This is a genomic window from Oceanicella actignis (assembly GCF_900111545.1).
Taxonomy (GTDB): domain Bacteria; phylum Pseudomonadota; class Alphaproteobacteria; order Rhodobacterales; family Rhodobacteraceae; genus Oceanicella; species Oceanicella actignis.
Genome location: NZ_FOHL01000002.1, coordinates 301,944 through 326,054 on the forward strand (window position 1 = coordinate 301,944; position 24,111 = coordinate 326,054).

Below are 24,111 nucleotides of genomic sequence, written 5' to 3' on the forward strand. Positions count from 1 at the left end.
CCTTTTCCGTCGCGGCGGGTAAGCCCGCCCTGATCCAGAGCCCGACCCTAGCGCAAACGGATGAGCCTGACATGACCCCCGCCGCCCGCCTCTCCGCCGCCATGGCGCTTCTGGACGCGATCGAGGCGGCGCTGGCGCCGGCGCCGGGGGCGGGGCCCGAAGCGGGGCCGTCCGATCCGCGCCTGGCGCGCGGCGTCGACCGGCTGCTGGCCCGCTGGGGGCGCGAGAACCGCTACGCCGGCGCGCGCGACCGGGCGGCGGTGGCGGATCTGGTCTATGACGCGCTGCGCCGGCGCCGCTCGCTGGCCTGGCGGATGGGGCCCGGCGCGGCGGGCGGGCGGGCGCTGGTTCTGGCGCTGCTGGCCGAGCAGGGGCTGAGCGTCGCGCAGATCGCGGCCCTGTGCGACGGCGGGCGCTTTGCGCCGGCCCCGCTTTCGGACGAAGAGCGCGCGCGCCTGGCGGCGCCGCCGCCGCCCGCGCCGGCGCCGGTGCGGCTGGACTTTCCCGACTGGCTCGAGCCGGAACTGCGCCGCACCTTCGGCCCGCGCCTGGAAGAGACCATGGCGACGATGCGCGCGCGCGCGCCGCTGGACCTGCGCGTGAACGCGCTGCGCGCGACCCCCGAACAGGCGATCGAGGCGCTGCGCACGGACGGAGTCGAGGCCGCCCCCGGCCCGCTCTCGCCCTGGTGCCTGCGCGTGGAAAAGGGCGCGCGGCGTCTGCGGGCCGCGGCCGCCTATCGCGACGGGCTGGTCGAGATCCAGGACGCCGCCAGCCAGGCGGCGGCGTTGATGTCGCGCGCGCGCCCGGGCGAGCAGGTGCTCGACTTCTGCGCCGGCGGCGGCGGCAAGGCGCTGGCCCTGGCGGCCATGACCGGCGGTCCCATCGACGCGCATGACGCCGATCCTCGCCGCATGGCCGACCTGCCCGCCCGGGCGCGCCGCGCCGGCGCGCGGGTGCGGACGCTGCATGAGGCGCCGCGCGGGCGCTACGATCTGGTCTTCGTGGACGCGCCCTGTTCGGGCTCGGGCGCGTGGCGGCGCAACCCTGACGCCAAATGGGCGCTGACGCCGGCCGGGCTGGAGGCCCTGCGCGCCCTGCAGGCGCGCGTGCTGCGAACGGCGGCGCGCAACGTGGCCGGCGGCGGAAGGCTGCTCTACGCCACCTGTTCGCTGCTGCGGGCCGAGAATCGCGACGTCGTCGAAGATTTCCTCGCCGAGGGGGGCTTCGCGCTCGAGGATGAGCGCGCCTTCACCCCGCGCGACGGCGGCGACGGCTTCTACGCCGCGCTGCTGCGCCGCGTCGCGCAGGAGGGGTGAGCGCGGGTTTACGATCTGTTAGCCTTTCTGGGCTCTGATCGGGCGCGATGGCGGCGGCGCGCGAGGCGTGAGGAAGGAACGGGCAGGCATGTTCACCCCCGAAGACGGCGAAGGCGCGCCGCGCCGAGGTCTGCTTGCGACGGTCGCGGCGGCGACGCTGCCCGCGCGCCGCGCCGATCGCGCCCGCGCCGCCTTCGACGCCCTTTTCGCCGACACCCCCCAGCCCGCCGCGCTGACCGACGACGACGGCGCCATCCTGGCCGCGAACGGCGCCTTCGAAGCCGCCTTTGGCCCCGGCGCCGGCATGCTGGACGAGCGTCTGGCCGCCGCCGATCCGGCCGCCCAGACGCTGGCGCGCCGCGTCGTCTACCGCCTGCTGCGCGCCGCGCTGCGCGAACGGCGCGCCGCGACCGAGACCCTTCCCCATGGCGGCGCGGTGTGGGAGGCCGAGGCCGCCCCCGCCGCCGGCGGCGCGCTGTGGCGCCTGCGCCCGGCGTCCGAGGGCGGGGCGGGCGATCTGGCCATCGCCGGGGGCTTCGGCGTGGCGCGCGAATCGAACGGGCGCGTCATCGTCAACCGTTGCCTTGCCGAGATGGTCGAGGGCCCCGTGCAGCGGCTCGAGGACCTGTTCGAAACCGTCCCCGAGCGCCCGGGCCAGACGGTGCGCCTGGCGCGGCCCCGAAAACCCGGCGCGCGGGTGCGGGTCTTTTTCGACGCGGCGCGCCGCGGCGCCGACGCGCCGCGCGTTTGGCTGGTTCAGCCCCTTCCCGAGGACGAACCCGAGGCGGAGGGCGGCGAGGATCTGCTCGAACATCTGCCCGTCGCGCTGGCGCGGCTCAGGCTTGACGGCACGCTGGTCTCGGCCAACGCGCCCGCGCGGCGGCTGCTGGGCCCCGGCGCGACGCCCGGCGCGCGTCTCGACGCGCTGGTCGAAGGGCTGGGTCGGCCGGTCTCGGCGCGCATCCGCGAGGCGGCGGCGGGGCGCTCGTCGGGCCGGGCCGAGATGGCGCGCGGCCGCGATCCGGACCGCGAGGTGTTCCTGCAGCTGTCGCTCACGCGCGTGACGTTCGAGGGCGAGCCGGCCCTGATCGCGGTGCTGTCCGACGCGACCGAGCTCAAGACCCTCGAGGCGCAGTTCGTCCAGAGCCAGAAGATGCAGGCGGTGGGTCAGCTGGCCGGCGGGGTGGCGCACGACTTCAACAACCTGCTCACGGCGATCAACGGCCATTGCGACCTCTTGCTGATGCGCCGCGACACCAACGATCCCGACCATGCCGACCTGATGCAGATCCGCCAGAACGCCAACCGCGCGGCGGCGCTGGTGCGGCAGATGCTGGCCTTCTCGCGCAAGCAGACCCTGCGGCCGAAGGTGATCTCGCTGGTCGACACGCTGACCGAGCTGTCGCACATGCTCAACCGCCTGCTGGGCGAGCGCGTGCGCCTGCATCTCGAGCACGAGGGCGAGATCGGCCGCGTGCGCGTGGACGAGCGCCAGTTCGAGCAGGTCATCATGAACCTGGTCGTCAACGCCCGCGACGCCATGCCCGAGGGCGGCGACGTGCGCATCCGCACGCGCAACGTGACCGTGAGCGAAGAGTTCCGCCGCGACCGCGCCGCCGTGCCCGCCGGCGACTATGTGCTGATCGAGGTCTCGGACACCGGGCAGGGCATTCCGCCCGACAAGATCGGCAAGATCTTCGAGCCCTTCTTCACCACCAAGAAGCCGGGCGAGGGCACGGGGCTGGGCCTGTCGACCGCCTATGGCATCGTCAAGCAGACGGGCGGGTTCATCTTCGCCGACAGCGCGCCGGGCCAGGGGGCGACCTTCTCGATCTACCTGCCGCGGCTCGACGAAGAGGCCGAAGAGCCCGACCAGCCCGCCGCCGCCCGCCCCGCGCCCGATCTCGGGGGCGAGGGGGTGGTGCTGCTGGCCGAGGACGAGGCGCCGGTGCGCTCCTTCGCGGCGCGGGCGCTGCGGCTGCGCGGCTACGAGGTGATCGAGGCCGACAGCGCCGAGGCCGCGCTCGAGATCGTGCGCGAGCCGGGGCGGCGCATCGACCTGGTGGTCTCGGACGTGGTCATGCCGGGCATGGACGGGCCCAGCTGGATCCGCATCGCGCGCAGGACGCGGCCCGATCTGCGGGTGATCTTCGTCTCGGGCTATGCCGAGGACGCCTTCCGCCGCAGCCTCGACGATCTGACCGACTTCAGCTACCTGCCCAAGCCCTTCACGCTCAACGAACTCAGCAAGGCCGTGAAGGACGCGCTGACCGCCGCCCCCGCGGGGGGTTGAGCGCCGCCCTCGCCTGCGCCATCGTCGGCTTCGCGCGCCGCGCGCGGGACAGGGGAGGAGAACATGAGGCTGAAGGACAAGCGCTGCATCGTCACCGGCGGCGCGTCGGGTTTCGGGCTGGGCATCGCCCGCCGCTTCGTCGAGGAGGGCGCGCGGGTGGCGATTCTGGACATCCGCGAGGACGCCGCCCGCGAGGCGGCCGAGCAGATGGGCGAGGCGGCGCTGCCGCTCTGGTGCGACGTGTCGGACCGCACCGCGGTCGAGGCCGCGACGGCATCCGTCGAGGCGGCCTTCGGCGGGATCGACGTTCTGGTCAACAACGCCGGCTGGACCCACCGCAACAAGCCCGTGCTGGAGGTGACCGAGGACGAGTTCGACCGCCTGTTCGCGGTCAACGTCAAGTCGATCTATCACTTCACCCGCGCCGTCGCGCCGATCTGGCGCGCGCAGGGGGGCGGGGTGATGCTCAACATCGGCTCGACCGCCGGCATCCGCCCGCGCCCGGGGCTGACCTGGTACAACGCCACCAAGGCGGCGGCGAACCTGGCCACGCGCTCGCTCGCGCTCGAGCTGGCGCCGGACAAGGTGCGCGTCAACGCCCTGGCGCCGGTGGCGGGCGAGACTCCGCTTCTGGCCAGCTTCATGGGCGAGGACACGCCCGAGCGCCGCGCCGCCTTCCTGGCGACGGTGCCGCTCGGCCGCTTCTCGACCCCGCGCGACGTGGCCAACGCGGCGCTGTGGCTGTGCTCGGACGAAGCCGAGTTCATCACCGGCGTGGTCCTCGAGGTGGATGGCGGGCGCACCATCTGACCCCGGCGCTCAGGGCGCCGGCACCAGCCCCCACAGATCGTGGTGATGCTCGAGCATGGGGTGCATCCATGCGCCGCGCACGCGGGCGGTGAAGTGGCGCTGAAGCGTGCGCCAGTAGGGCTGGATGATGACCCCGCTGTCCTGCAGGATGCGCTCGAGCCGGGCCATGATCAGCCGCCGCCGCTCGGCGTCGGGCATGCCCAGCGCCTCGGCCAGCAGGGCGTCGAATTCGGGGTCCGAGAAGCCGGTCTCGTTCCACGCCTCGCCGCTGCGATAGGCCAGCGCCAGGATCTGCACGCCCAGCGGGCGCATGGTCCAGTCGGTGATCGAGAAGGGATGGCGCGTCCAGTCGCGCCAGAACGCGTCGGCGCGCAGCAGCCGCCGGCGCACCCGGATCCCCGCATCCAGCAGCTGCGCGGCCACCGCGTCGCCGGTGTCGCGGCGCCAGTCGTCGTCCAGCGAGATCAGCTCGTGCTCGAAATCGGCCAGGCCGGTCTGCGCGATCAGGCGCCGCGCCTCGGCCGGGTCGGGGGCGCGCCGCGGCAGGGGGAAATAGTCGGGATGCATCGGGCCGACATGGTGGTTCTCGGCGATCCAGCCGCGATTGGCGTGGCCCAGCTCGAGCACCACCGCGTTGTCCACCGCCAGCTGGAAGGCGCGGCGCAGGCGCGGGTCGGCATAGGGCCGCAGCGCGCCCAGGCGCGCGTCCACCCGCATGCGCGCCACCGCCGTCGCGCCCGAGATCACGTCCGAGCGGTTGAGCCCCATCTCGTCGAAGCGGGCCACGAACGAGGCGCCCGTCTCGTGAGTCATGTCGATCTCGTCGCGGGCGAAGGCCTCGGCCCAGTCCGAGGGATCGGCGCCCAGGTCCAGGTATTCGATCCGGTCGAGCGCGACGCGCCCGCCCCACCAGCCCTCGCGGCGGATCAGCGTCGCGCGCCGCCCCGGCTCGAGCGCGGCCAGCGCGAAGGGGCCGGTTCCGACCGGATGGGCCATCAGATCGCCCCCCGCGCGGTCGAAGTCGCGATGAACCAGCAGGGCCGGATAGTCGGCCATGCCGGCGACGAGGGTGGCGTCGGGAACCAGGGGGCGCAGCTCGACGGTGTGGGCGTCGATCGCGCGCGCGGCGCCGGCCGCCAGGCGCCCCTCGGCCGGATCGATCAGCGAGGCCATGCGCGCGGCCATCGAGTTGCCCGGCGTGGCGCGGTCGCACCAGCGTTCGAGGTTGAACAGCACGTCGCGCGCATCGAACGGGTCGCCGTTCGACCAGCGCACGCCCTTGCGCAGGCGCAGAACCGTGCGCCGCGCATCGCGCGAGACGCTCCAGCTTTCGGCCAGCCATGGCTCGAAGGCGTAGTCGGCCGTGTATCGCACCAGCGTCTCGCAGGTTCCGCGCGCAAGGTTGGCCTGCTCGGGCGTGTCGAACAGGCGCGGATCGCCGGCGGCGCGCACCGGCATCTGGCAGCGCAGCACGCCGCCGGGCGGCGCGGGCGGCTGCTGCGCGGCGGCCGGCAGCCCGGCCAACGCACGCGCCAGCCCCGGCGCCGCGCCGAAGATGGTGGCCAGAGCCATGAAGCTGCGGCGGTCGAGCAGCCCCGCGCGCGCCTCATGCGCTAGGCGCGCGAGGCGGTCGTCGGGGGGCGAGGGCGGCGGCTTGCTCATCGCGCGATCGGCCCGGTCGGCTGCGGGGCGTTCATGCGGTCATCATCCCCGCCGGCGCCGCGCTTGGCAAGGCTTGCGCCCGTCAGTCGCAGGGGTCGATCGAGAATCCCTCGGGCAGGCGGGTCGTTTCGTCGCCGCAGGCCATGCGCAGCCGCTCTTCGGTCAGGCCGCGCGCGCCGCGCAGGTCGGCGCCGCTCAGGCGGGTGCGGCGCAAGAGCGCGCCCTCGAGCTGCGCGCCGCGCAGATCCGCCCCGCGCAGGTCGGCGCTGGACAGGCGCGCGTCGGTCAGGTCGGCGCCGCGCAGGATCGCGCCGGCGGCGTGGATGCGGTCCATGTCGGCCCCGCGCAGGCGGGTTTGCGACAGGTCCGCGCCCGCCGCCTCGGCGCGCTCGAGCATGGCCTCGTCGGCCAGCGCGCCGGCCAGCTGCGCGCCGGTAAGGTCGGCGCGCCTGAACTCGGCGCCCCGCAGGTCGGCGTCGCGCAGATCCGCGCCGGTCAGCACGCAGGACGCCGCGTCCGCCTCGCGCAGATCCGCGCCGCGCAGATCCGCGCCGCTCAGCTCGGCCTTCTCGATGTCGGCCCCGCGCATGCGCGCGCCGCGCAGATCGGCGTCGCGCAGGCTGGCGCGCTCGAGCTCGGCGCGGCGCAGGTCGGCGCCCGCAAGGGTGCAGCCGTCGAGCCGGGCCTCCTTCAGATCGGCCTCGCGCAGGATCGCCCTGGACAGATCGCAGCCGCGCAGCACGATCGCGCGCAGGCCCGCCGCGCGCAGATCGCAGCCCGGACAGCCGCCCGATCGCGTCAGGCGCTGCGCCAGGGCAGCGTCGTCCGCGCGCTGCGCAAGATCGGCGAGGGGCGGTCGGGGCGCCGTCGCCGCAGCGAGGGCGGCGAGGGCCAGGAATGCGCGCAGCGGCTTCATGGCGCGATGATAGGCCGGCGGCGCGGGCGCGTCGACCCCGCTCAGACCGCCGCGCCTTCGCCCGAGGGGCCGCCTTCGGCGGGGGAGGGGGCGTCGGCCTCTTCCTCCTCGGGGTCTTCGTCGCGGGCGCTGGCGGCGATCAGCTCGTCCACGTTGATCGGCTGCAGCAGGAAGGCCGGCACATGATCGCCCAACCCCACCACCTGCCCGCCGCGGCGGCGCTCGGGGCGGGCGCGGGGGGCGGGGGCCTCGTCCTGCTGCGCCGAAGGCTCGGCGCGCTTGCCCTCGCCGCGGCGGGCGCGGGCGGGGCGCGGCGAGGGCGCATCCGGGGCGGGCGCCTCGGGCGCGGCCGCCTTGGGCGCGGCGTCGGGTTCGGGCGCGCGTTCGGCCGCGGGGGGCGGCGCGGGCGCGGCTTCGGCCGCGGCCTCGGCGGCGCTCTTGCGGCGGCCGCGGCGGCGCGGGCGCGCCTCGGCCTCGGGCGCTTCGCCCTCGGGCGCGGGCGCCGGCGCGGCAAGGGGCGAGGGCACGCGCGGAATCGTGGCCTTGACCAGCTCCTCGATCTTGTCGAGGTGCTTTTGCTCGTGCGGCAGGCACAGCGTCACCGCCACGCCCTTGCGCCCGGCGCGGCCGGTGCGGCCGATGCGGTGGACGTAATCCTCGGAGTGGATGGGCACGTCGAAGTTGAAGACGTGGCTGACCGAGGGAATGTCCAGCCCGCGCGCGGCCACGTCCGAGGCGACGAGGATCTGGATTTCGCCGTCGCGGAAGCCGTTGAGCACGCGCATGCGCACCGACTGGTCGAGGTCGCCGTGCAGCGCGCCGGCGTTGAAGCCGTGCTTGAGCAGCGACTTGTGCAGGACCGACACGTCGCGCTTGCGGTTGCAGAAGATGATGGCGTTCTTGAGCGCCTCGCCCTCGGCGCGCATCAGGGCGCGCAGCGCGGCGCGCTTTTCCGAATCGGCGCGGTCCTTGCGCGAGGGGGTCAGCTCGCACACGCGCTGCTCGATGTTCTCGCCGGTCGTGGACTGGCGCGCCACCTCGACGCGCACGGGCGCGTGCAGGAACTGCTCGGTCAGGCGCGTGATCTCGGGCGGCATGGTGGCCGAGAAGAACAGCGTCTGGCGCGTGAACGGGGTCAGCGAGAAGATGCGCTCGATGTCCGGGATGAAGCCCATGTCGAGCATGCGGTCGGCCTCGTCCACGACCATGATCTGCACGCCGGTGAGCATGAGCTTGCCGCGCTCGAAATGGTCCAGAAGCCGGCCGGGCGTGGCGATCAGCACGTCCACGCCGCGGTCGATCAGGCGGTCCTGATCCTTGAAGCTGACGCCGCCGATCAGCAGCGCCATGCTCAGCTTGTGGTATTTGCCGTAGATCTCGAAATTCTCGGCCACCTGGGCGGCCAGCTCGCGCGTGGGGCACAGCACCAGGCTGCGGGGCATGCGCGCGCGCGCGCGGCCCTGCGCCAGGATCGAGATCATCGGCAGGGTGAAGGCGGCCGTCTTGCCGGTGCCGGTCTGGGCGATTCCCAGAACGTCGCGGCCCTTGAGCGCCTCGGGGATGGCCTTTTGCTGGATGGGGGTCGGCGTTTCGTAGCCGGCCTCCTCGATGGCCTGAAGGACCTTGGGATCAAGGTCGAGGTCGGAAAACTTCATGTAGGTCCTTGCGTGAGAGGATCCATGCGGATCTGCGGTCCATGTCGGCCGCTAACTCTCAGGCGGCCGCGTCCTGCGCGCCCGGATCGGCGCGGCGCTGCGGCGCACCATACGCCGATGGCGGCGCAAGTCAAGAATCCTTGCGAATCGCGCCGCCCCGGCAAGCGCCCCGCCCCGTGCGGGGCGGGGCGGCGGGTCACTGCGAGATGGCCTTGCTGGTCTTCTCGGCGGCCTTCTCGATCGCCTTGCCGCCGGCCTGGATGTCCTTGCCGGCGCCTTCGACGGTGTTGCACGCGGCAAGGGCCAGCGCCGCGGTCAGGATCGCTGCTGCTCGGATCATGTCTTGCTCCTTTCGTCGCTCGTGCGCGTCGCCCAGCGGCGGGCGCGCGGGTCAGGCATGGGTTTCCTTGACGGCCGACAGGCGCACCTCGGGATGGTCGCGGGCCGCCCGGTCCAGATCCCACTGCATGCGGGTCATGTAGACCGGGTCGCCGTCGTGATCATACGCCATGTGTCCGCGATTGGCCTTGATGAAGGCCTCGACCGCCTCTCGCGGGCCCGAGATCCAGCGCGCGCCGTTGAACTGGGTCGGCTCGAGGCGCACGGGAAGGCCGTATTCCTGCTCGATCCGGCTGGCCAGCACCTCGAACTGAAGCGCGCCGACCACGCCGACGATGAAGCCCGAGCCGACGGCGGGCTTGAAGAGCTTGGCCGCGCCTTCCTCGGCGAACTGCGTCAGCGCCTTTTCAAGATGCTTGGCCTTCATCGGATCGCCCGCGCGCACGCTTTGCAGCAGCTCGGGCGCGAAGGCGGGAATGCCGGTGAAGCGCAGCTCCTCGCCCTCGGTCAGCGCGTCGCCGATGCGCAGCTGGCCGTGATTGGGCACGCCGATGATGTCGCCGGCCCAGGCGTCGTCGGCCAGCTCGCGCTCGGCGGCCATGAACAGCACCGGGTTGGCGATGGTCATGGTCTTGCCCGAGCGCACGTGCCGCAGCTTCATCCCGCGCCGGAAATGGCCCGAGCACAGGCGCAGGAAGGCCACGCGGTCGCGGTGCTTGGGGTCCATGTTGGCCTGCACCTTGAACACGAAGCCGGTGACGGCGGGCTCTTCGGGGCGCACCTCGCGCGAGGCGGCGGGGCAGGGGCGCGGCGGCGGGGCGTATTGCGCAAGGCCGCGCATCAGCTCCTGCACGCCGAAGGAATTGATGGCCGAGCCGAACCAGATCGGCGTCAGCGTGCCCTCGAGAAACGCCTTGCGGTCGAAGGCGGGCAGCAGGCCGCGGGCCATCTCGACCTCTTCGCGCAGCTCGGCCAGCAGGTCGGCGGGCACATGCTCGGCCGCGCGCGGATCGTCCAGCCCGTCGAGCTGCACCGCCTGGGCGCGCACGTTGCGGTCGGCGCGGTCCATCAGCGCCAGGCGGTCGTAGATGAGGTCGTAGCAGCCGATGAAGTCGCGCCCCTTGCCGATGGGCCAGCTGGCGGGGGCGACGTCGATGGCCAGGCTTTCCTGGATCTCGTCGATGATCTCGAAGGTGTCGCGGCTTTCCCGATCCATCTTGTTGCAGAAGGTCAGGATGGGCATGTCGCGCAGGCGGCAGACCTCGAACAGCTTGCGCGTCTGGCTTTCCACGCCCTTGGCGCCGTCGATGACCATCACCGCCGCGTCCACCGCGGTCAGCGTGCGGTAGGTGTCCTCGGAGAAGTCCTCGTGCCCGGGGGTGTCGACCAGGTTGAACCAGTGGCCCTCATGCTCGAAGGACATGGCCGAGGCCGAGACCGAGATCCCGCGCTCCTGCTCCATCTTCATGAAGTCCGAGCGCGTGCGCCGCGCCTCGCCCTTGGCGCGCACCTGGCCGGCCATCTGGATCGCGCCGCCGTAAAGCAGCAGCTTCTCGGTCAGCGTCGTCTTGCCCGCATCGGGGTGCGAGATGATGGCGAAGGTCCGGCGCCGGGCGATCTCGGGCGGCAGATGGGGCGATATGTGTCCTTGGTCCAGCATGGCGGCTATGTAGCGCCGCGCCGCGCCGCTGGAAAGGGCCAAGCGCGCCGGGCGTTGCGAAGGCGCGCGCCGCGGCCTAGGCTCGGCGCCCGAAGCATCGCCAGGCAGGGAGCGAGTCATGGATCTGGGCATCAGGGGCAGGCGGGCGCTGGTGTGCGCCTCGTCGAAGGGTCTGGGGCGCGGCTGCGCCGAGGCGCTGGCCGAGGCGGGCGTCGATCTGATCATGAACGCGCGCAGCCCGGGGCCGCTGGCGCGCGCGGCCGAAGAGATCCGCGCCGCCCATGGCGTGAAGGTCGAAGAGGTGGCCTGCGACGTCACGACCGAAGAGGGGCGCGCGCAGCTGATCGCGGCGGCCGAGGGCGTGGACATCCTCGTCACCAACGCCGGCGGGCCGCCGCCGGGCCTGTGGTCGGACTGGGAGCGCGAGGACTGGCTGGCCGCCATCGAGGCGAACATGCTGACGCCCATCATGCTGATGAAGGCGCTCATGCCGGGCATGATCGCGCGCGGCTGGGGGCGGGTGGTCAACATCACCTCGCAGTCGGTGCGCGCGCCGATCCCGCAGCTGGGCCTGTCGAACGGGGCGCGGACGGGGCTGACGGGCTTCGTCGCCGGGACGGCGCGCCAAGTCGCGCCGCATGGGGTCATCGTCAACAACCTGCTGCCGGGCATCCACGCCACCGACCGGGCCGACGCGCTGGACGCGGCCGTGGCGGCGGCCGAGAACATCACCATCGAGGAGGCGCGCGCGCGCCGCGCCGCGACCATCCCCGCCCGCCGCTACGGCACGCCGCGCGAGTTCGGCGCCATGTGCGCCTTCCTGTGCTCCGAGCATGCGGGCTTCATCGTCGGCCAGAACATCCTTCTGGACGGCGGCGCGGCCAATCTGACGATGTGAGCGCCCGATGAGCGGCCCCGGCCCCGGCCGAGGCGCGCCGCGCGTCGAGGCGGGCCGGCGCGCCGACGGCGCCGATTGCGCGCGCATCGAACACGCCTGCGCGCGCATGTTCCTCGACAGCCCCCATCCCGAAGCCGCGGCCGAGGGGCCGGCCCCCGCCGCCGCCTTCGCCGACTGCGCCGAGGCCGGGCGGCTCCTGGTGGCGCGCATCGGCGGCCGCGTCGCGGGGTTCCTGGTCTGGGAGGTCGAGCGCGACAGCCTGCATGTGTGCGAGCTGGACGTGGACCCCGCCTTCCAGCGCCGCGGCGTGGCGCGCGCGCTGATCGCGGCGCTGGCCCGGCGCGCGCGCGCCATGGACCGCGCCGCGCTGACGCTGACCACCTATGCCGACGTTCCCTGGAACGCGCCGGTCTATGCGCGCCTGGGCTTCGCGCCGATCCCGCCCGAGGAGTGGACCCCCGAATGCCGCGCCGACCTCGCCGCGCTGCGCCGCGCGGGGCTGGACGCCTCGGCGCGCATCGCGATGCGGCGCGATCTGGAGGCGCGATGACGTCGCTTGCGCGCTCGCGCCTTGCCCCGGGGCCCTCGGATTGCTATCTGCCATGTCAACCTGAGAGAAATCATCGGCAATATCGTCGCCGAGCGACGAGGCGGGAGCGGCCGTGACGCACGACATCGAGAACACCGGCGGCGCCTCGGGCGCGGCGGCCCGCGCGGTCGAGCGCGAGGCGCAGGACGCGCGGGCGGACGAGGCGCCCGCCGCCCGCGCGCGCTCCGAAGCGGGGCCGCAGACGCGCGCGCATCCGCGCCCCGAGCCCCCCGCGCGCAAGCCGGCGCACGAGCTCGCCCCCCGGCGGCCCGCCCGCCCCGCGGCGCCGCCCCTTCTGGCGCCGCCGCGCCTGGCGCTGGCGGGCCTGCGCAAGGATTACGACGGGCGGCGCGTGGTCGACGACGTCTCGCTCGAGGTCGAGCCGGGCGAGCTCGTCTGCCTGCTCGGCCCCTCGGGCTGCGGCAAGTCCACCACGCTGCGCATCGCCGCCGGCGTCGAGCGGCAGGACGCGGGCACGGTCGCGCTGGACGGGCGCGTCGTTTCCGACGGCGTCCGGCACGCGCCGCCCGAGGCGCGATCGATCGGGCTCATGTTCCAGGATTTCGCGCTGTTTCCGCATCTGACGGTGGCGCAGAACGTGGCCTTCGGCCTGCCGCGCGCGCGCGCCGCCGAGGCCGAGACCTATCTGCGCCGCGTGGGCCTGGGCGGGTATGGCGACAAGTTCCCGCACATGCTTTCGGGCGGCGAGCAGCAGCGCGTGGCGCTGGCGCGCGCGCTGGCGCCGCGGCCGCGGGTGATGCTGATGGACGAGCCCTTCTCGGGCCTCGACCAGCGCCTGCGCGACGAGATCCGCGACGACACGCTGTCGGTGCTCAAGGAAGAGGGGACGGGCGTGCTGCTCGTCACCCACGAGCCTGAAGAGGCCATGCGCATGGCCGACCGGATCGCGCTGATGCGCGGGGGGCGCATCGTGCAGGTGGGCGCGCCCTATCACATCTACAACCACCCGGCCGATCTCGAGGCGGCGGCCTTCTTCTCGGACGTCAACGTGATCCGCGCGGTGGTGCGCTCGCGCCAGACGGACACGCCCTTCGGCCTGTTCCTGACGCCCGACCTGCCCGACGGGGCCGAGGTCGAGATCGTCATCCGCCCGCAGCACCTGCGCATCGAGCTCGACCGCGGCCAGCCCGCCCCGCGCGAAAGCGCCGAGCATGGCGTGCCCGCCTATGGCCGCGTCGAGCGCGCGCGCTTCATGGGTTCGGAAAGCCTGATCGAGGCGCGGATGGAGCATGACGGCGCGATCCTGCGCGCCACCACGCCCGGCGCCTTCCTGCCCGAGCGCGGAACGGGGCTGTGGCTGTCGATGCGCCGCGACCGCTGCTTTCTGTTCCCCGCGCGCCCCAGGGCGGGCGCGTGAGGGCGCGCCGGGACGCCCGGTCGCGCCCGCGCGCCGTTTTGGCCCTTTCGCCCGGGCGCGGCATTCAATATGTGTGAAGCGGAGCCGGGCGCGAGGCGCCCGCGGAATTGGGAGTATCCGGCATGAGCCCGAGCATCTGGCAGATTCTCATCGTCGTCCTTCTGGTCGTGGTCCTTTTCGGTCGGGGCAAGATCTCCGGCCTGATGGGCGACGTGGCCAAGGGCATCAAGAGCTTCAAGAAAGGCCTGGCCGAGGATGACGAGCCGCAGAAGGTGGCCGACGAGCGCCGCGCCGAGGACGGCAAGGTGATCGACGTCACCCCCAGCGCCGAGGCGCAGAAGAAGGAAGGCTGATCGGGCCGCCGCCCCAGCCGCCGCCACGGAGGTCCGCGCATGTTCGACATCGGCTGGTCCGAGCTGCTGGTCATCGGCGCGCTGGCGCTGATCGTGGTCGGTCCCAAGGACCTGCCGGTCATGCTGCGCACGCTGGGCCGCTACGTGGGCAAGGCGCGGGGCATGGCGCGCGAGTTCCAGCGCACGCTCGAGGACGCCGCGCGCGAGGCCGACCTGCCCGAGCTGCGCGACGTGCAGCGGCAGGTCTCGGGCCTGTCGCGCGACATCGGCTCGAGCGCGCGCGCCTATGCCGACCGGCTGGGCGAGGACAGAAAGCCCGCCAAGCCGGCCCCCGGCTCGCTCGACGCCGCCGACGAGGCCGAGAACGCCGCCTGGCAGGCCGAGCAGGCCGCGCGCAAGGCCCGCGCCGAGAAGCTGGCGCAGATCGAGGCGGACGCCGCCGCGCTCGAGGCCGAGGCCAGGGGCGAAACGCCCCCCGCGCCCGCGCGCGACGCCGCCCCGCGGGCCCCGGCCGACAACCCGTCCGGCGCGCGCCCCGCCGTTCCGCCCGCTGCGCCCGACGCCTGACCGCCCGCCAGGCCCGCGCCGTCGCCCCGGCGGCCGGCCGGGCGCGGCCCTTCGCCCGCCGCTCGCCCTGAAGGCCACGCAAGACATGACCGACGACGACATCGACGCCTCGACCGCGCCCCTGATCGAGCACCTGGCCGAGCTGCGCCAGCGGCTGATCTACTCGCTGATCGCGCTGGCGGTGGCGGCCGTGATCTGCGGCATCTTCGCGCGCGAGATCTACGATTTCCTCACCGCGCCGCTGCGCCACGAGCTGATCGCGCGCGGGCAGGACGCCAAGCTGATCTACACCCAGCTTTACGAAAAGTTCTTCGTCCATCTGAAGATCGCCGTGTGGGGCGGGTTCTTCCTGGCCTTCCCGGTCATCGCCATGCAGGTCTGGCGCTTCGTCGCCCCGGGCCTTTACGCCAACGAGAAGCGCGCCTTCCTGCCTTTCCTGATCGCCACGCCGGTGCTGTTCCTGATGGGCGCCTCGCTGGTGTATTTCCTGGTCATGCCCATGGCCATCGACTTCTTCCTGGACTTCCAGGCGCCGGGGTCGGACGCCGATACGGGCATCGAGTTCCTGGGCAAGGTCAACGAGTATCTGAGCCTCGTCATGACCTTCATCCTGGCCTTCGGCATCTGCTTCCAGCTGCCGGTGCTGCTGACGCTGCTGGGCCGGGCGGGGCTGGTGACGGCCGACGGGCTGGCCAACATGCGCCGCTACGCCATCGTCGGCATCGCGGCCGCGGCGGCGGTGCTGACGCCGCCCGATCCGATCAGCCAGCTGGGCCTGGGCATCCCGATCTACCTGCTTTACGAGATCTCGATCTTCCTGGTCCGCGCCGCCGAGCGCAAACGCCGCGAGCAGGACATCGCCGACGGCCTCATCGACCCCGAGGACGAGGACGACGCATGAGCGAAGCCGCCTTCGCGAACGCCGACGCGCTGACGCGCATCGCCGAGGCGCTCGAGCGCATCAGCCCGCCGCCCGCCGCCATGCCCGACTGGAGCGCCGAGGCCTATGTCTGGCACGTCTCGCCCGACCGGCTCGAACCCGTGCGCCGGGTGGCGCGGGTGGATCTGGCGCTGCTGCGCGGGATCGACCGCGCGCGCGACACGCTGCTCGAGAACACGCGCCGCTTCGCGCAGGGTCTGCCGGCGAACAACGCGCTCCTGTGGGGCGCTCGGGGCATGGGCAAGTCCTCGCTGGTCAAGGCGGCGCATGCCGCGGTCAACGCCGGCGCGACGCCGCCGCGGCTGATCCTGGTCGAGATCCAGCGCGAGGACATCCCCTCGATCGGCCGCCTGATGCAGCTGCTGCGCCGCGCCGGGGACCGCCGCTTCATCCTGTTCTGCGACGATCTGAGCTTCGACCACGACGACGCCCATTACAAGTCGCTCAAGGCCGTTCTGGACGGCGGCGTCGAGGGGCGGCCCGAGAACGTGATCTTCTACGCCACCTCGAACCGCCGCCACCTGATGCCCCGCGACATGATCGAGAACGAGCGCTCCTCGGCCATCAACCCCTCCGAGGCGACCGAGGAGAAGGTCTCGCTCTCGGACCGCTTCGGGCTGTGGCTGGGCTTCCATCCCTGCTCGCAGGACGAGTTCCTCGAGATGGTGCGCGGCTATCGCGACGCGCTGGGCATCGAGATCGACGACGAGGCGCTGCGCGCCGAGGCCATCGAGTGGCGCCAGACGCGCGGCGCGGTCTCGGGGCGCGTGGCCTGGCAGTTCATCACCGACCTGGCCGGGCGCAAGGGCGTGCGCCTGCCGGGCTGAGCCGCGCGGCGGCGGGCGACGCGAATCGGCGCATTTTCCGGCCGGCGCGAGAATTGGGACAGGATTGCGCCGATGGCCCCGCAGCGGGGCGCGCATCCTACGCCCGGCCCGCCGGGGCGGCGGATGCGCAAAACCGGCCTCGGACGCCGGCGTTACCCTTTACGCTAGGTAAAGGCGAAAGAGGGAGGAACGCCATGACGCCCTTCGACCATCCCGAATTCGACGATCACGAGCAGGTGATCTTCGTGCGCGACGCCGAGGTCGGCCTGTTCGGCATCATCGCGCTGCACGACACGACGCTGGGCCCGGCGGCGGGCGGCTGCCGGATGCAGCCCTACGCCTCGCATGAAGAGGCGCTGCGCGACGTGCTGCGCCTGAGCCGCGGCATGACGCTGAAGAACGCCGCCGCCGGCCTGCCTCTGGGCGGGGGCAAATGCGTCATCGTCGCCGACCCCGCCCGCGCGGACAAGGCGCGCCTGCTCGAGGCCATGGGCCGGCATGTGCAGGCGCTTGGCGGGCGCTACTGGACCGCGATCGACGTGGGCGTGAGCCCGCGCGACGCCGACGCCATCGCGCGCAGCTGCGACTACGTCTTCTGCAAGGCGTCGGAATATCCCGACGGCTTCGATCCCTCGAACTTCACGGCCTGGGGCGGCTTCGTCGCCGTCAAGGCCGTCCTGCGGCGCCTGTTCGGCGACGAAAGCCCCGCCGGGCGGCGCATCGCCGTTCAGGGTCTTGGCGGCGTGGGGCGCGAGCTGTGCCGCCTGCTGCGCGAGGCGGGCGCCGATCTGGTCGTGGCGGACATCGACCAGGCCGCCCTGCGCCGCGTGGTCGAGGAGCTGGGCGCCGAGCCCGTCGATCCCGCGCGCATTCACGCCGCGCCCGCCGACGTCTTCGCGCCCTGCGCGCTTGGCGGGGTGCTGAACGACCGCACCATCCCCGAGCTGGGCGCGCGCGCCGTCTGCGGCCTTGCCAACAACCAGCTCGAGGCGCCGCGCCACGCGCAGGCCCTGCAGGCGCGCGGCGTGCTCTACGCGCCGGACTTCATCGCCAATGCCGGGGGCGTGATCGGCGCCTCGGCCCCGATCTGGGGCGGCCCCGATCGCGCGGCGGCCATGCGGCGGATCGAGGGGATCGGCCCGACGCTGGACGCGATCTTCGCCCGCGCCGAAGCCGAGGGGCTGACGACCGACGAGGTGGCCCAGCGCATGGCGGCCGAGCGGCTTGCCGCGGCGCGGGCCGCGCGCCCGGCCGCCTGACGCGGGCGCGCGGGTTGCGGCGCGGCGTCAGAAGAACTTCTCGGGATCTTCCGAGAAGGCGCCGCGCCGCACCTCGAAATGCAGCGTCGTCGGATCGCCCTCGGCCACCGTGCCGATGGTCTGCCCCCGCGTCACCCGCTGTCCTTTCGAGACGCGCGCATCGGCCAGGCGGCCATAGACGGTCATCAGCCGGTCGGGATGGCGCACCAGCACGATGGTGCCCCAATCGCCCAGCGACTTGGACACCAGCGCCACCTCGCCATCGGCGGCGGCGCGCACCGGATCGCCCGGCCTGGCGGCGATCTCGATCCCGTCATTGCGCCCGGCCGGGCCGCCTTGCCCAAAGCGCAGCACGATCGGACCGTCGATGGGGCGCATCAGCTTGCCCTCGGCGGCCTTGGCGGTCTGCGAGGCGCCCGGCGCGGCGGTTTCGCTCGCCGTCTTGGGCGGCGTCGCGCCCGGCGCTTCGGGGGGCGCCTCGGCCGCCGGCCGCGGCGCCGGCGCCGGCTCGGGCCGGGCGTCCGCCTCGGCGGCGCGCTCGGCCGGGGTCTGGTAGCGGCTGAGCTGCGGCGACTTCAGCCTGGGCGGCGGAACCGTGTCGGCCGGCAGCGGCGCGCCCGCTACGGCGGGCGGCGGCGCGCCCGCGCCGGCGCCGGGCGCCGCAACGCGCGCCGGCGCCTCGTCGCGGGGCTTTTGCGGCGCGTCGGCGGGCAGGGCCAGCACCTGCCCGGGCATGACCGCGTAGCTGGGCGCGCGCAGCCCGTTCCAGGAGATGATCGCATCGGCGGGCACGCCGGTCTCGCGCGCGATGGAATAGACGGTCTCGCCCGGCTTGACCGTGCGGTAGACGATGCGCGTGCCGCCATCCGAGACGTCGGCGGCGGGCGCCGCGCCGGGCGCATTCGCGGCCGGGGCGCTCTGGCCCGAGGCGTCGGGGCCCGGCGCGCGTTCGATGGCCGCGCCGATGGCGGCGGGGTTCCAGCCCTGGGCGGGTTCGGGCGCGGGCGCCGCCGCGGCGGGCGCCGGCGCCGGTTCGGGCGCGGGCGCGGCGGCGGCATAGCCCTCGGCGCGGGGCGGCAAGACCAGCTCGTCGCCCGGGCGGGGGCGATAGCCCGTCGGCAGGCCGTTATAGGCGGCAAGCTCGGACGGGCGCAGGCCCACGCGGGCGGCCATCGCCTCGAGCGTGTCGCCGGGCCGGGCCTGCACCACGGCGTAGTCGCCATAGTCGATCACCCCGCGCGAATCGCTGGCGGGCGCCTCGGACAAGGGCTGGGGGCGAGGCGCCTCGGGGCGCGCGACGGGCCTTGGCGCGACGGCGGTCGGCGCGCCGGGAACGGGCGCGCGCGGCTCGTCCCAGCCGCAGGCGGTCAGCGCCAGCAGGCTCAGCGCCACGGGGCCGGCGCGCAGCGAAAAGGCGTTGGGCTTGGTCATGGCGTCCTCGTTCGGTTGGGTGCGGGCCGCGGCCGCGGTCTAGCCCTCGTCCGGGTCTTCGGCCATGCCCTCGAGCAAGGGCACGAAACGCACGGGCGCAAGGTCCTGATAGTCCAGCCCCTCGGGCGTGCGGCGGATGCGGATCAGCTGCTGGATCTCGTCGCTCTGCCCGACGGGCAGCACCATGACGCCGCCCACCCTGAGCTGCGCCAGCAGCTCGGAGGGCGTGTCTTCGGCCGCGCAGGTCAGGATGATGCGGTCGAAGGGCGCCTGCGCGGGCAGGCCCGAGGCGCCGTCGCCGGCGATGACGGTGACGTTGTGCAGGTCGAGCTCGCGCTCGAGCAGGGCGCGCGCGCGCCGCGCCAGCGGGCGGTGGCGCTCGATCGTGTAGACGCGCCGCGCCAGGCGCGCCAGAACCGCGGCCTGATAGCCCGAGCCGCAGCCGACCTCGAGCACCTTGCAGCGCGGCGTGACCTCGAGCGCCTGCGTCATCAGCCCCACGATCGAGGGCTGCGAGATGGTCTGCCCGCAGGCGATCGGCAGCGCCACGTCCTCGAGCGCGCGATCGCGAAAGGCCCGGTCCAGGAACAGCTCGCGCGGGGTGCGTTCGATGGCGTCGAGCACGCGCGCATCCGTCACCCCGCGCGAGCGCAGGGCGAAGACCAGCTTCATGCGCCCCTCGCGCAGGGCGTCGGGGGCGTTGGCGTCGTCATGCTCGGGCGCCGCGCTCATGGACCCCTCTCCTCAGCCGAGCGCGGCGGCGATCTCGTCCAGCCGGTCGGCGGCGGTGAGATCGGCGCGCATGGGCGTGACGGTGATCCAGCCCTCCGAAGCCTCGCGCGCGTCGACGCCGGCGGCGGCCTCGCGGTTGCCGCGGCCATGGGCCAGCCAGTAATAGGTGCGCCCGTTGGGGGCGATGTGCTCGCGCACCTCGAAGGCGCCGCCGGGGCGCCGGCCCTGGCGGGCGGCGCGCACGCCGCGCACCTTGTCGGCGGGCAGGGGCGGGAAATTCACGTTGTAGAACAGGCCGTAATCGGCCTTCTCGTCCCAGGGCAGCTCGAGGATCCGGCGCACCACGCGCGGGCCAAGGCGCCGGGCGGCCTCGAACGGATCGGCGGCGTCGATGTTCTCGGGTCCGTAATACTGGCTGAGCGCGATGGCGCGCACGCGCTGCAGCGCCGCCTCGATCGCGCCGCCGACCGTGCCCGAATAGACCACGTCCTCGGCCACGTTGTGGCCGCGGTTGACGCCGGAAATGACCAGATCGGGCGGCGCCTCGGCCATCAGGCGGCGCAGCGCCACGATCACGCAATCGGCGGGCGAGCCGTCGACCGCCCAGCGGCGCGCGCCCAGCGGCACGAGGCGCATGGGCTTGGTGTAGGAGATGCAGTGCGCGACGCCGGACTGCTCCATTTCCGGCGCGACGACCCAGACTTCGCCGTTCGGTCCGGCGACCTCGCGCGCGATGTCCTCGGCCGCGGCAAGCCCCTCGGCCGTGATTCCGTCGTCATTGGTGATGAGAATACGCATGCGCCCTCTTTTCGCTTGTCGGCGAAGACTTAGCGGCTTGATCGGGGCGCGTCCAGCGCCCGCGCGCGGATGTCGGGTCCGCGCGCGGGCGGCGAGGATGATCCGCGGCGATCTCGGCTCCGATCCGCGCGCGGGCGGCCGGATCAGGCCAGCGCGCCGTCGGGGCGGATGACGGCGGCGCCGCCCATGTAGGGGCGCAGGGCCTCGGGCAGGCGGATCGAGCCGTCGGCCTGCTGGCCGTTCTCGGCCACCGCGATGAGCGTGCGCCCGACCGCCAGGCCCGAGCCGTTGAGGGTGTGGACGAACTCGGGCTTGGCGCCGTCCTCGCGGCGGAAACGGGCGTTCATGCGCCGCGCCTGGAAGTCGCCGCAGTCCGAGCAGGAGCTGATTTCGCGATACTTGCCCTGACCGGGCAGCCAGGCCTCGACGTCATGCGTGCGGCGGGCGCCGAAGCCCATGTCGCCGGCGCACAGAACGACGGTGCGGTAGGGGATCTCGAGCGCCTCGAGCACGGCCTCGGCGCAGCGCGTCATGCGCTCGAGCTCGTCGCGGCTGTCCTCGGGGCGGACGATCGAGACCATCTCGACCTTCTCGAACTGATGCTGGCGCAGCATTCCGGCGGTGTCGCGGCCGGCGCTTCCGGCTTCCGAGCGGAAGCACTGGGTGTGCGCGCACAGCCGCCGGGGCAGGGCGCCGGGTTCCAGAATCTGCCCGGCGACCGTGTTGGTCAGCGTCACCTCGGCGGTGGGGATGAGCCACCAGCCGTTCTCGGTGCGGTAGCTGTCCTCGGCGAATTTCGGAAGCTGACCCGTGCCCAGCATGGCCTCGTCCTTGACCAGAACCGGGGTCCAGGTTTCCTCGAGCCCATGCGCGCGCGTGTGAAGATCAAGCATGAACTGCGCCAGCGCCCGGTGCAGGCGCGCCATGGCGCCGCGCAGCATCACGAAGCGGCTGCCCGACAGCCGCGCGGCGGTCTCGAAATCGAGGCCGGCTGCGGCCGCCGGGATCTGGTAGTGCTCGAGCGGCGCGAAGTCGAAGGCGCGCGGCGTTCCCCAGCGGCGGATCTCGACATTGTCGTTCTCGTCCGTCCCGTCCGGAACGTCGTCGTAGGGAAGGTTGGGGATCTCCATCAGCATGGCGCGCAGGCGCTCGTCGAAGGCGCGCGCCTCGTCCTCCAGGCGCGCGATCTCGTCCTTCTTCTGCGCCACCAGTTCGCGCAGCCGGGCGAACTCGGCCTCGTCGCCGGCGGCCTTGGCGGCGCCGACGCGTCTGGATGCGGCGTTTCGTTCGGCCTGGGCGGCTTCGGCGGCGGCGATCTTCTCGCGCCGCGCGGCGTCCAGCTCGAGGATGCGCGCCGCGACCGGCGCGAGCCCCCGGCGCGCCAGGGCGGCGTCGAAGGCGGACGGGTTTTCGCGGATCTGGCGGATGTCGTGCATGGCTCGCGTTTCCGGTGGTTTCCTGAGAGCCGCGGTTATGCCCGAACGGACGCGAATGTAAAAGAGCCCCGCCGCGCCGGCGCGCGGCGGGGGCGGGCCGGTCAGGCGGCCGCCGCGCGGCCGCCGGCCCCCAGATCGAAGGCCGAGACCAGCTCGGACAGCGACGTCGCCTCGGTGCGCACATGGCGCGCGGCGCGGGCGGCCTTTTCCGCTTCGGCGGCGTCGGCCTGCGTGGCCTGATCGAGACGCGAGACCGAGGCCGAGGTGGCGGCGACGCTGGCGGTCTGCTCGCGGCCGGCTTCGGCGATGGCGCTGACGGTGGAGGCGAGGCCTCGCACGCGCTCGGCGATCAGCTTGAGGGTGTCGCCGGTTTCGCCAACCAGACGCACGCCGTCGGCGACGCTGGCCGAGCTTTCCGAGATCAGCGCCGAGATGTCGCGCGCGGCGTCGGACGACTGGCGGGCCAGGGCGCGCACCTCGGTGGCGACGACGGCGAAGCCCTTGCCCGCCTCGCCGGCGCGCGCGGCCTCGACCGCCGCGTTCAGGGCCAGCAGGTTGGTCTGGAAGGCGATCGCCTCGATGACGTCGATGATCGAGGCGATGCGCGCCGAGCCGTCCTCGATGCGGCGCACGGCGCCGATGGCGTCGGCGATGCGCCGCTCGCCGGTTTCGGCGGCCGAGGCGGCGTCGCGCACCATGCCCTCGGCCTCGTCGAGGCGCGCGCCGTTCGAGGCGACCGAGGCGGCCATCTCTTCCATCGCGGCGGCGATCTCCTCGAGCGAGGCGGCGTTCTCCTCGGCGCGGCGGGCGGTGCCCGTGGCCGACTGCTCGATCTCCTGCGAGGCGTCGCGGACGGCGGCGACGGTTTGGACGATCTCGGCGATCATGGCCCGCTGCCGCTCGGCGGTGCGGTTCAGGGTGTTGCGCAGGGTTTCGAAACGGCCGCGGCGCGGGCGCTCCATGCGCGCGTTCAGGTTGCCGGCGGCCATCGCCTCGGCCTGGGTCTCGATGTCCTCGAACACGCCGTCGATCTCGGCGTAGAGCTGGTTGAGGCCCTCGGCCAGCTTGTTCAGCGTCTCTTCGTCGAAGCGCGCCTTGATCCTTGCCCCAAGGTCGCCCTCGAGGCCGCGCGCGACCGCGGCCGAGAATTCCTTCTCGAGCGTTTCGAGCATCTGGGCGCGGCGGGCGGCGTCGCGGGCTTCGGCGGCGCGAGCCTCTTCATGCGCGGTCTGGGCGGCGCGCGCCTGCTCGGCCGCTTCGGCCTGCGCCCGCTGCGCGCTTTCATGCAGCGCCTTGCGGTCGATCGCGGCAAGGACGAGGACGATCGTCTCGATGACCAGAATCGCCGCGTGCACGCCCACGCGGGCAAGAGTGGACGCAAGATCGGCCGATCCCGGGAAGACGAGCTGAGGCGCGGCAAGCGCGAAGACCGCGTGATGGACCGCGGCCAGACCGGCGCCCGCCAGCAGGGCGCGCGCGTCGGCCATGGCCGAGAGCGCGGCGAGGAGCGCAAAGAAATACATGTGCGCGTCGATCTGCCACGGATGGCCCGTGAAGGCCGCGACCAGCGCGCAGGCCTGGCCCATGATCGCCAGCGCCAGCGCCGCGCGGCCGGCCGGCCCGCCCACGCGCGCCGCGCCCTCGGCCATGAGGCAGAGCGCGACGGCCGCCGCGCCGACCCACAGCGCGGGGCCGCCGGCCATCCAGGCGATCGCGGGCAGCAGCGCCGCATGCGCCCAGTTGGCGGTGGCCAGCTTGCGCGCCGCCCGCTCCTGACCGGCGGCGAAGGAGGAATCGGATGGGTGCGTCATTTGGAAACTCCACAGATCATGGCGAGCGTCGCGCCGTCGAGGACCGTCCAGGCGCCCGCCGCCACGAGGCGGCGAGGCAGGTCCGGGCCGCCCTCGACCAAGGCCCCGAAGGGCGCCCGGAAGGGGAGAAGCGGCGCCCCGCCGGCCCTGGCGATGACCGCGTCCGCGTCGCGCCAGGGCGGCACGACGGCGACGTAGGGGCCGGAGCCGGGCGTCGGCGCCGCCACCAGCGCGCCCAGCGGCGCGGCGAGGGCGATGGCGACGGACGCGGCGGCGATCAGGCTTGCGCGCATGGCGGGCTCCGGCACAGGGGCGTGGGCGGGTTGCGCGCTCAGCTAAGCGCGCTTTCCTTAAGGGCGCGCTAACGCGGCGCGCCTTGCATCGGCCGCGCCCGGGGCTATAGTCCGGCCGAGTTCAAGCAAGCGGGGCCCGAGCGCC

General features: G+C 73.6%; 22 protein-coding genes. 11 read left to right on the top strand and 11 right to left on the bottom strand.

Annotated features, from left to right (window positions below; all coding sequences use genetic code 11):
- The first annotated feature begins 71 nt into the window (after positions 1-71).
- The 3 genes from BMW67_RS04065 (at position 72) to BMW67_RS04075 (ending at position 4,422) form a co-directional block, all read left to right on the top strand.
- Positions 72-1,319 (top strand): RsmB/NOP family class I SAM-dependent RNA methyltransferase, encoded by a 1,248-nt coding sequence (locus BMW67_RS04065; RefSeq protein WP_072745824.1) that lies wholly within the window; start codon positions 72-74, stop codon positions 1,317-1,319.
- 88 nt (positions 1,320-1,407) lie between these two features.
- Positions 1,408-3,612, top strand: coding sequence for a hybrid sensor histidine kinase/response regulator (locus tag BMW67_RS04070; protein WP_072745823.1), 2,205 nt, complete (start codon positions 1,408-1,410; stop codon positions 3,610-3,612).
- Between the two features lie 63 nt (positions 3,613-3,675).
- A complete protein-coding gene (locus BMW67_RS04075) occupies positions 3,676-4,422 on the top strand; it encodes a glucose 1-dehydrogenase (protein ID WP_072745822.1) in 747 nt (248 codons plus the stop codon).
- A gap of 9 nt (positions 4,423-4,431) precedes the next feature.
- Here the strand turns inward: BMW67_RS04075 and BMW67_RS04080 are convergent, their stop codons facing one another.
- The 5 genes from BMW67_RS04080 to BMW67_RS04100 form a co-directional block, all read right to left on the bottom strand.
- Positions 4,432-6,084, bottom strand: a complete 1,653-nt coding sequence (locus BMW67_RS04080; RefSeq protein ID WP_072745821.1) for an ABC transporter substrate-binding protein — start codon at positions 6,082-6,084, stop codon at positions 4,432-4,434.
- Positions 6,085-6,166: 82 nt separating this feature from the next.
- Positions 6,167-7,000, bottom strand: coding sequence for a pentapeptide repeat-containing protein (locus BMW67_RS04085; protein ID WP_083581067.1), 834 nt, complete (start codon positions 6,998-7,000; stop codon positions 6,167-6,169).
- Positions 7,001-7,041: 41 nt separating this feature from the next.
- Complete coding sequence (locus BMW67_RS04090; protein ID WP_072745820.1) at positions 7,042-8,655, bottom strand: DEAD/DEAH box helicase; 1,614 nt, start codon at positions 8,653-8,655, stop codon at positions 7,042-7,044.
- A gap of 196 nt (positions 8,656-8,851) precedes the next feature.
- Positions 8,852-8,995, bottom strand: coding sequence for an entericidin A/B family lipoprotein (locus BMW67_RS04095; protein ID WP_072745819.1), 144 nt, complete (start codon positions 8,993-8,995; stop codon positions 8,852-8,854).
- Between the two features lie 51 nt (positions 8,996-9,046).
- Positions 9,047-10,654: a peptide chain release factor 3 gene (locus tag BMW67_RS04100; RefSeq protein ID WP_072745818.1), complete on the bottom strand. Its 1,608-nt coding sequence runs from the start codon at positions 10,652-10,654 to the stop codon at positions 9,047-9,049.
- 118 nt (positions 10,655-10,772) lie between these two features.
- Between BMW67_RS04100 and BMW67_RS04105 the strand changes: the two genes are divergently transcribed.
- From BMW67_RS04105 to BMW67_RS04140, 8 genes are all read left to right on the top strand, one after another.
- The gene (locus tag BMW67_RS04105) at positions 10,773-11,552 is read left to right on the top strand and encodes an SDR family oxidoreductase (protein ID WP_072745817.1); all 780 of its coding nucleotides are present in this window, start codon (positions 10,773-10,775) and stop codon (positions 11,550-11,552) included.
- Between the two features lie 7 nt (positions 11,553-11,559).
- Positions 11,560-12,102: a GNAT family N-acetyltransferase gene (locus BMW67_RS04110; protein ID WP_072745816.1), complete on the top strand. Its 543-nt coding sequence runs from the start codon at positions 11,560-11,562 to the stop codon at positions 12,100-12,102.
- 334 nt (positions 12,103-12,436) lie between these two features.
- Positions 12,437-13,519: an ABC transporter ATP-binding protein gene (locus BMW67_RS04115; RefSeq protein WP_091764151.1), complete on the top strand. Its 1,083-nt coding sequence runs from the start codon at positions 12,437-12,439 to the stop codon at positions 13,517-13,519.
- A gap of 122 nt (positions 13,520-13,641) precedes the next feature.
- A complete protein-coding gene (locus BMW67_RS04120; protein ID WP_072745815.1) occupies positions 13,642-13,872 on the top strand; it encodes a twin-arginine translocase TatA/TatE family subunit in 231 nt (76 codons plus the stop codon).
- A 39-nt stretch (positions 13,873-13,911) separates the two neighbouring features.
- Positions 13,912-14,439 carry a Sec-independent protein translocase protein TatB gene (gene tatB / locus BMW67_RS04125; RefSeq protein ID WP_072745814.1) on the top strand — a complete coding sequence of 176 codons (528 nt, stop codon included), beginning with the start codon at positions 13,912-13,914 and terminating at the stop codon, positions 14,437-14,439.
- Between the two features lie 85 nt (positions 14,440-14,524).
- Positions 14,525-15,340: a twin-arginine translocase subunit TatC gene (gene tatC, locus BMW67_RS04130; protein WP_072745813.1), complete on the top strand. Its 816-nt coding sequence runs from the start codon at positions 14,525-14,527 to the stop codon at positions 15,338-15,340.
- Entirely contained in the window at positions 15,337-16,206 is an 870-nt protein-coding gene (locus tag BMW67_RS04135; RefSeq protein ID WP_072745812.1) for an ATP-binding protein, read from the top strand. Before tatC ends, BMW67_RS04135 begins: the two co-directional genes overlap by 4 nt.
- Before the next feature lie 194 nt (positions 16,207-16,400).
- Positions 16,401-17,465 (top strand): Leu/Phe/Val dehydrogenase, encoded by a 1,065-nt coding sequence (locus BMW67_RS04140; RefSeq protein ID WP_072745811.1) that lies wholly within the window; start codon positions 16,401-16,403, stop codon positions 17,463-17,465.
- Positions 17,466-17,492: 27 nt separating this feature from the next.
- Here BMW67_RS04140 and BMW67_RS04145 read toward each other — a convergent pair whose 3' ends face one another.
- The 6 genes from BMW67_RS04145 to BMW67_RS15650 all read right to left on the bottom strand — a co-directional run bounded on the left by BMW67_RS04145 (position 17,493) and on the right by BMW67_RS15650 (position 23,966).
- Entirely contained in the window at positions 17,493-18,896 is a 1,404-nt protein-coding gene (locus BMW67_RS04145; RefSeq protein WP_072745810.1) for a LysM peptidoglycan-binding domain-containing protein, read from the bottom strand.
- A gap of 39 nt (positions 18,897-18,935) precedes the next feature.
- The gene (locus tag BMW67_RS04150; protein WP_072745809.1) at positions 18,936-19,628 is read right to left on the bottom strand and encodes a protein-L-isoaspartate(D-aspartate) O-methyltransferase; all 693 of its coding nucleotides are present in this window, start codon (positions 19,626-19,628) and stop codon (positions 18,936-18,938) included.
- Positions 19,629-19,640: 12 nt separating this feature from the next.
- Positions 19,641-20,426, bottom strand: coding sequence for a 5'/3'-nucleotidase SurE (surE, locus tag BMW67_RS04155; RefSeq protein ID WP_072745808.1), 786 nt, complete (start codon positions 20,424-20,426; stop codon positions 19,641-19,643).
- 143 nt (positions 20,427-20,569) lie between these two features.
- Entirely contained in the window at positions 20,570-21,862 is a 1,293-nt protein-coding gene (gene serS / locus BMW67_RS04160; protein ID WP_072745807.1) for a serine--tRNA ligase, read from the bottom strand.
- Between the two features lie 101 nt (positions 21,863-21,963).
- Positions 21,964-23,673 carry a methyl-accepting chemotaxis protein gene (locus tag BMW67_RS04165; protein ID WP_072745806.1) on the bottom strand — a complete coding sequence of 570 codons (1,710 nt, stop codon included), beginning with the start codon at positions 23,671-23,673 and terminating at the stop codon, positions 21,964-21,966.
- Positions 23,670-23,966 carry a hypothetical protein gene (locus tag BMW67_RS15650; RefSeq protein WP_072745805.1) on the bottom strand — a complete coding sequence of 99 codons (297 nt, stop codon included), beginning with the start codon at positions 23,964-23,966 and terminating at the stop codon, positions 23,670-23,672. The genes BMW67_RS04165 and BMW67_RS15650 overlap by 4 nt, the downstream gene beginning before the upstream one ends.
- Positions 23,967-24,111: the final 145 nt, after the last annotated feature.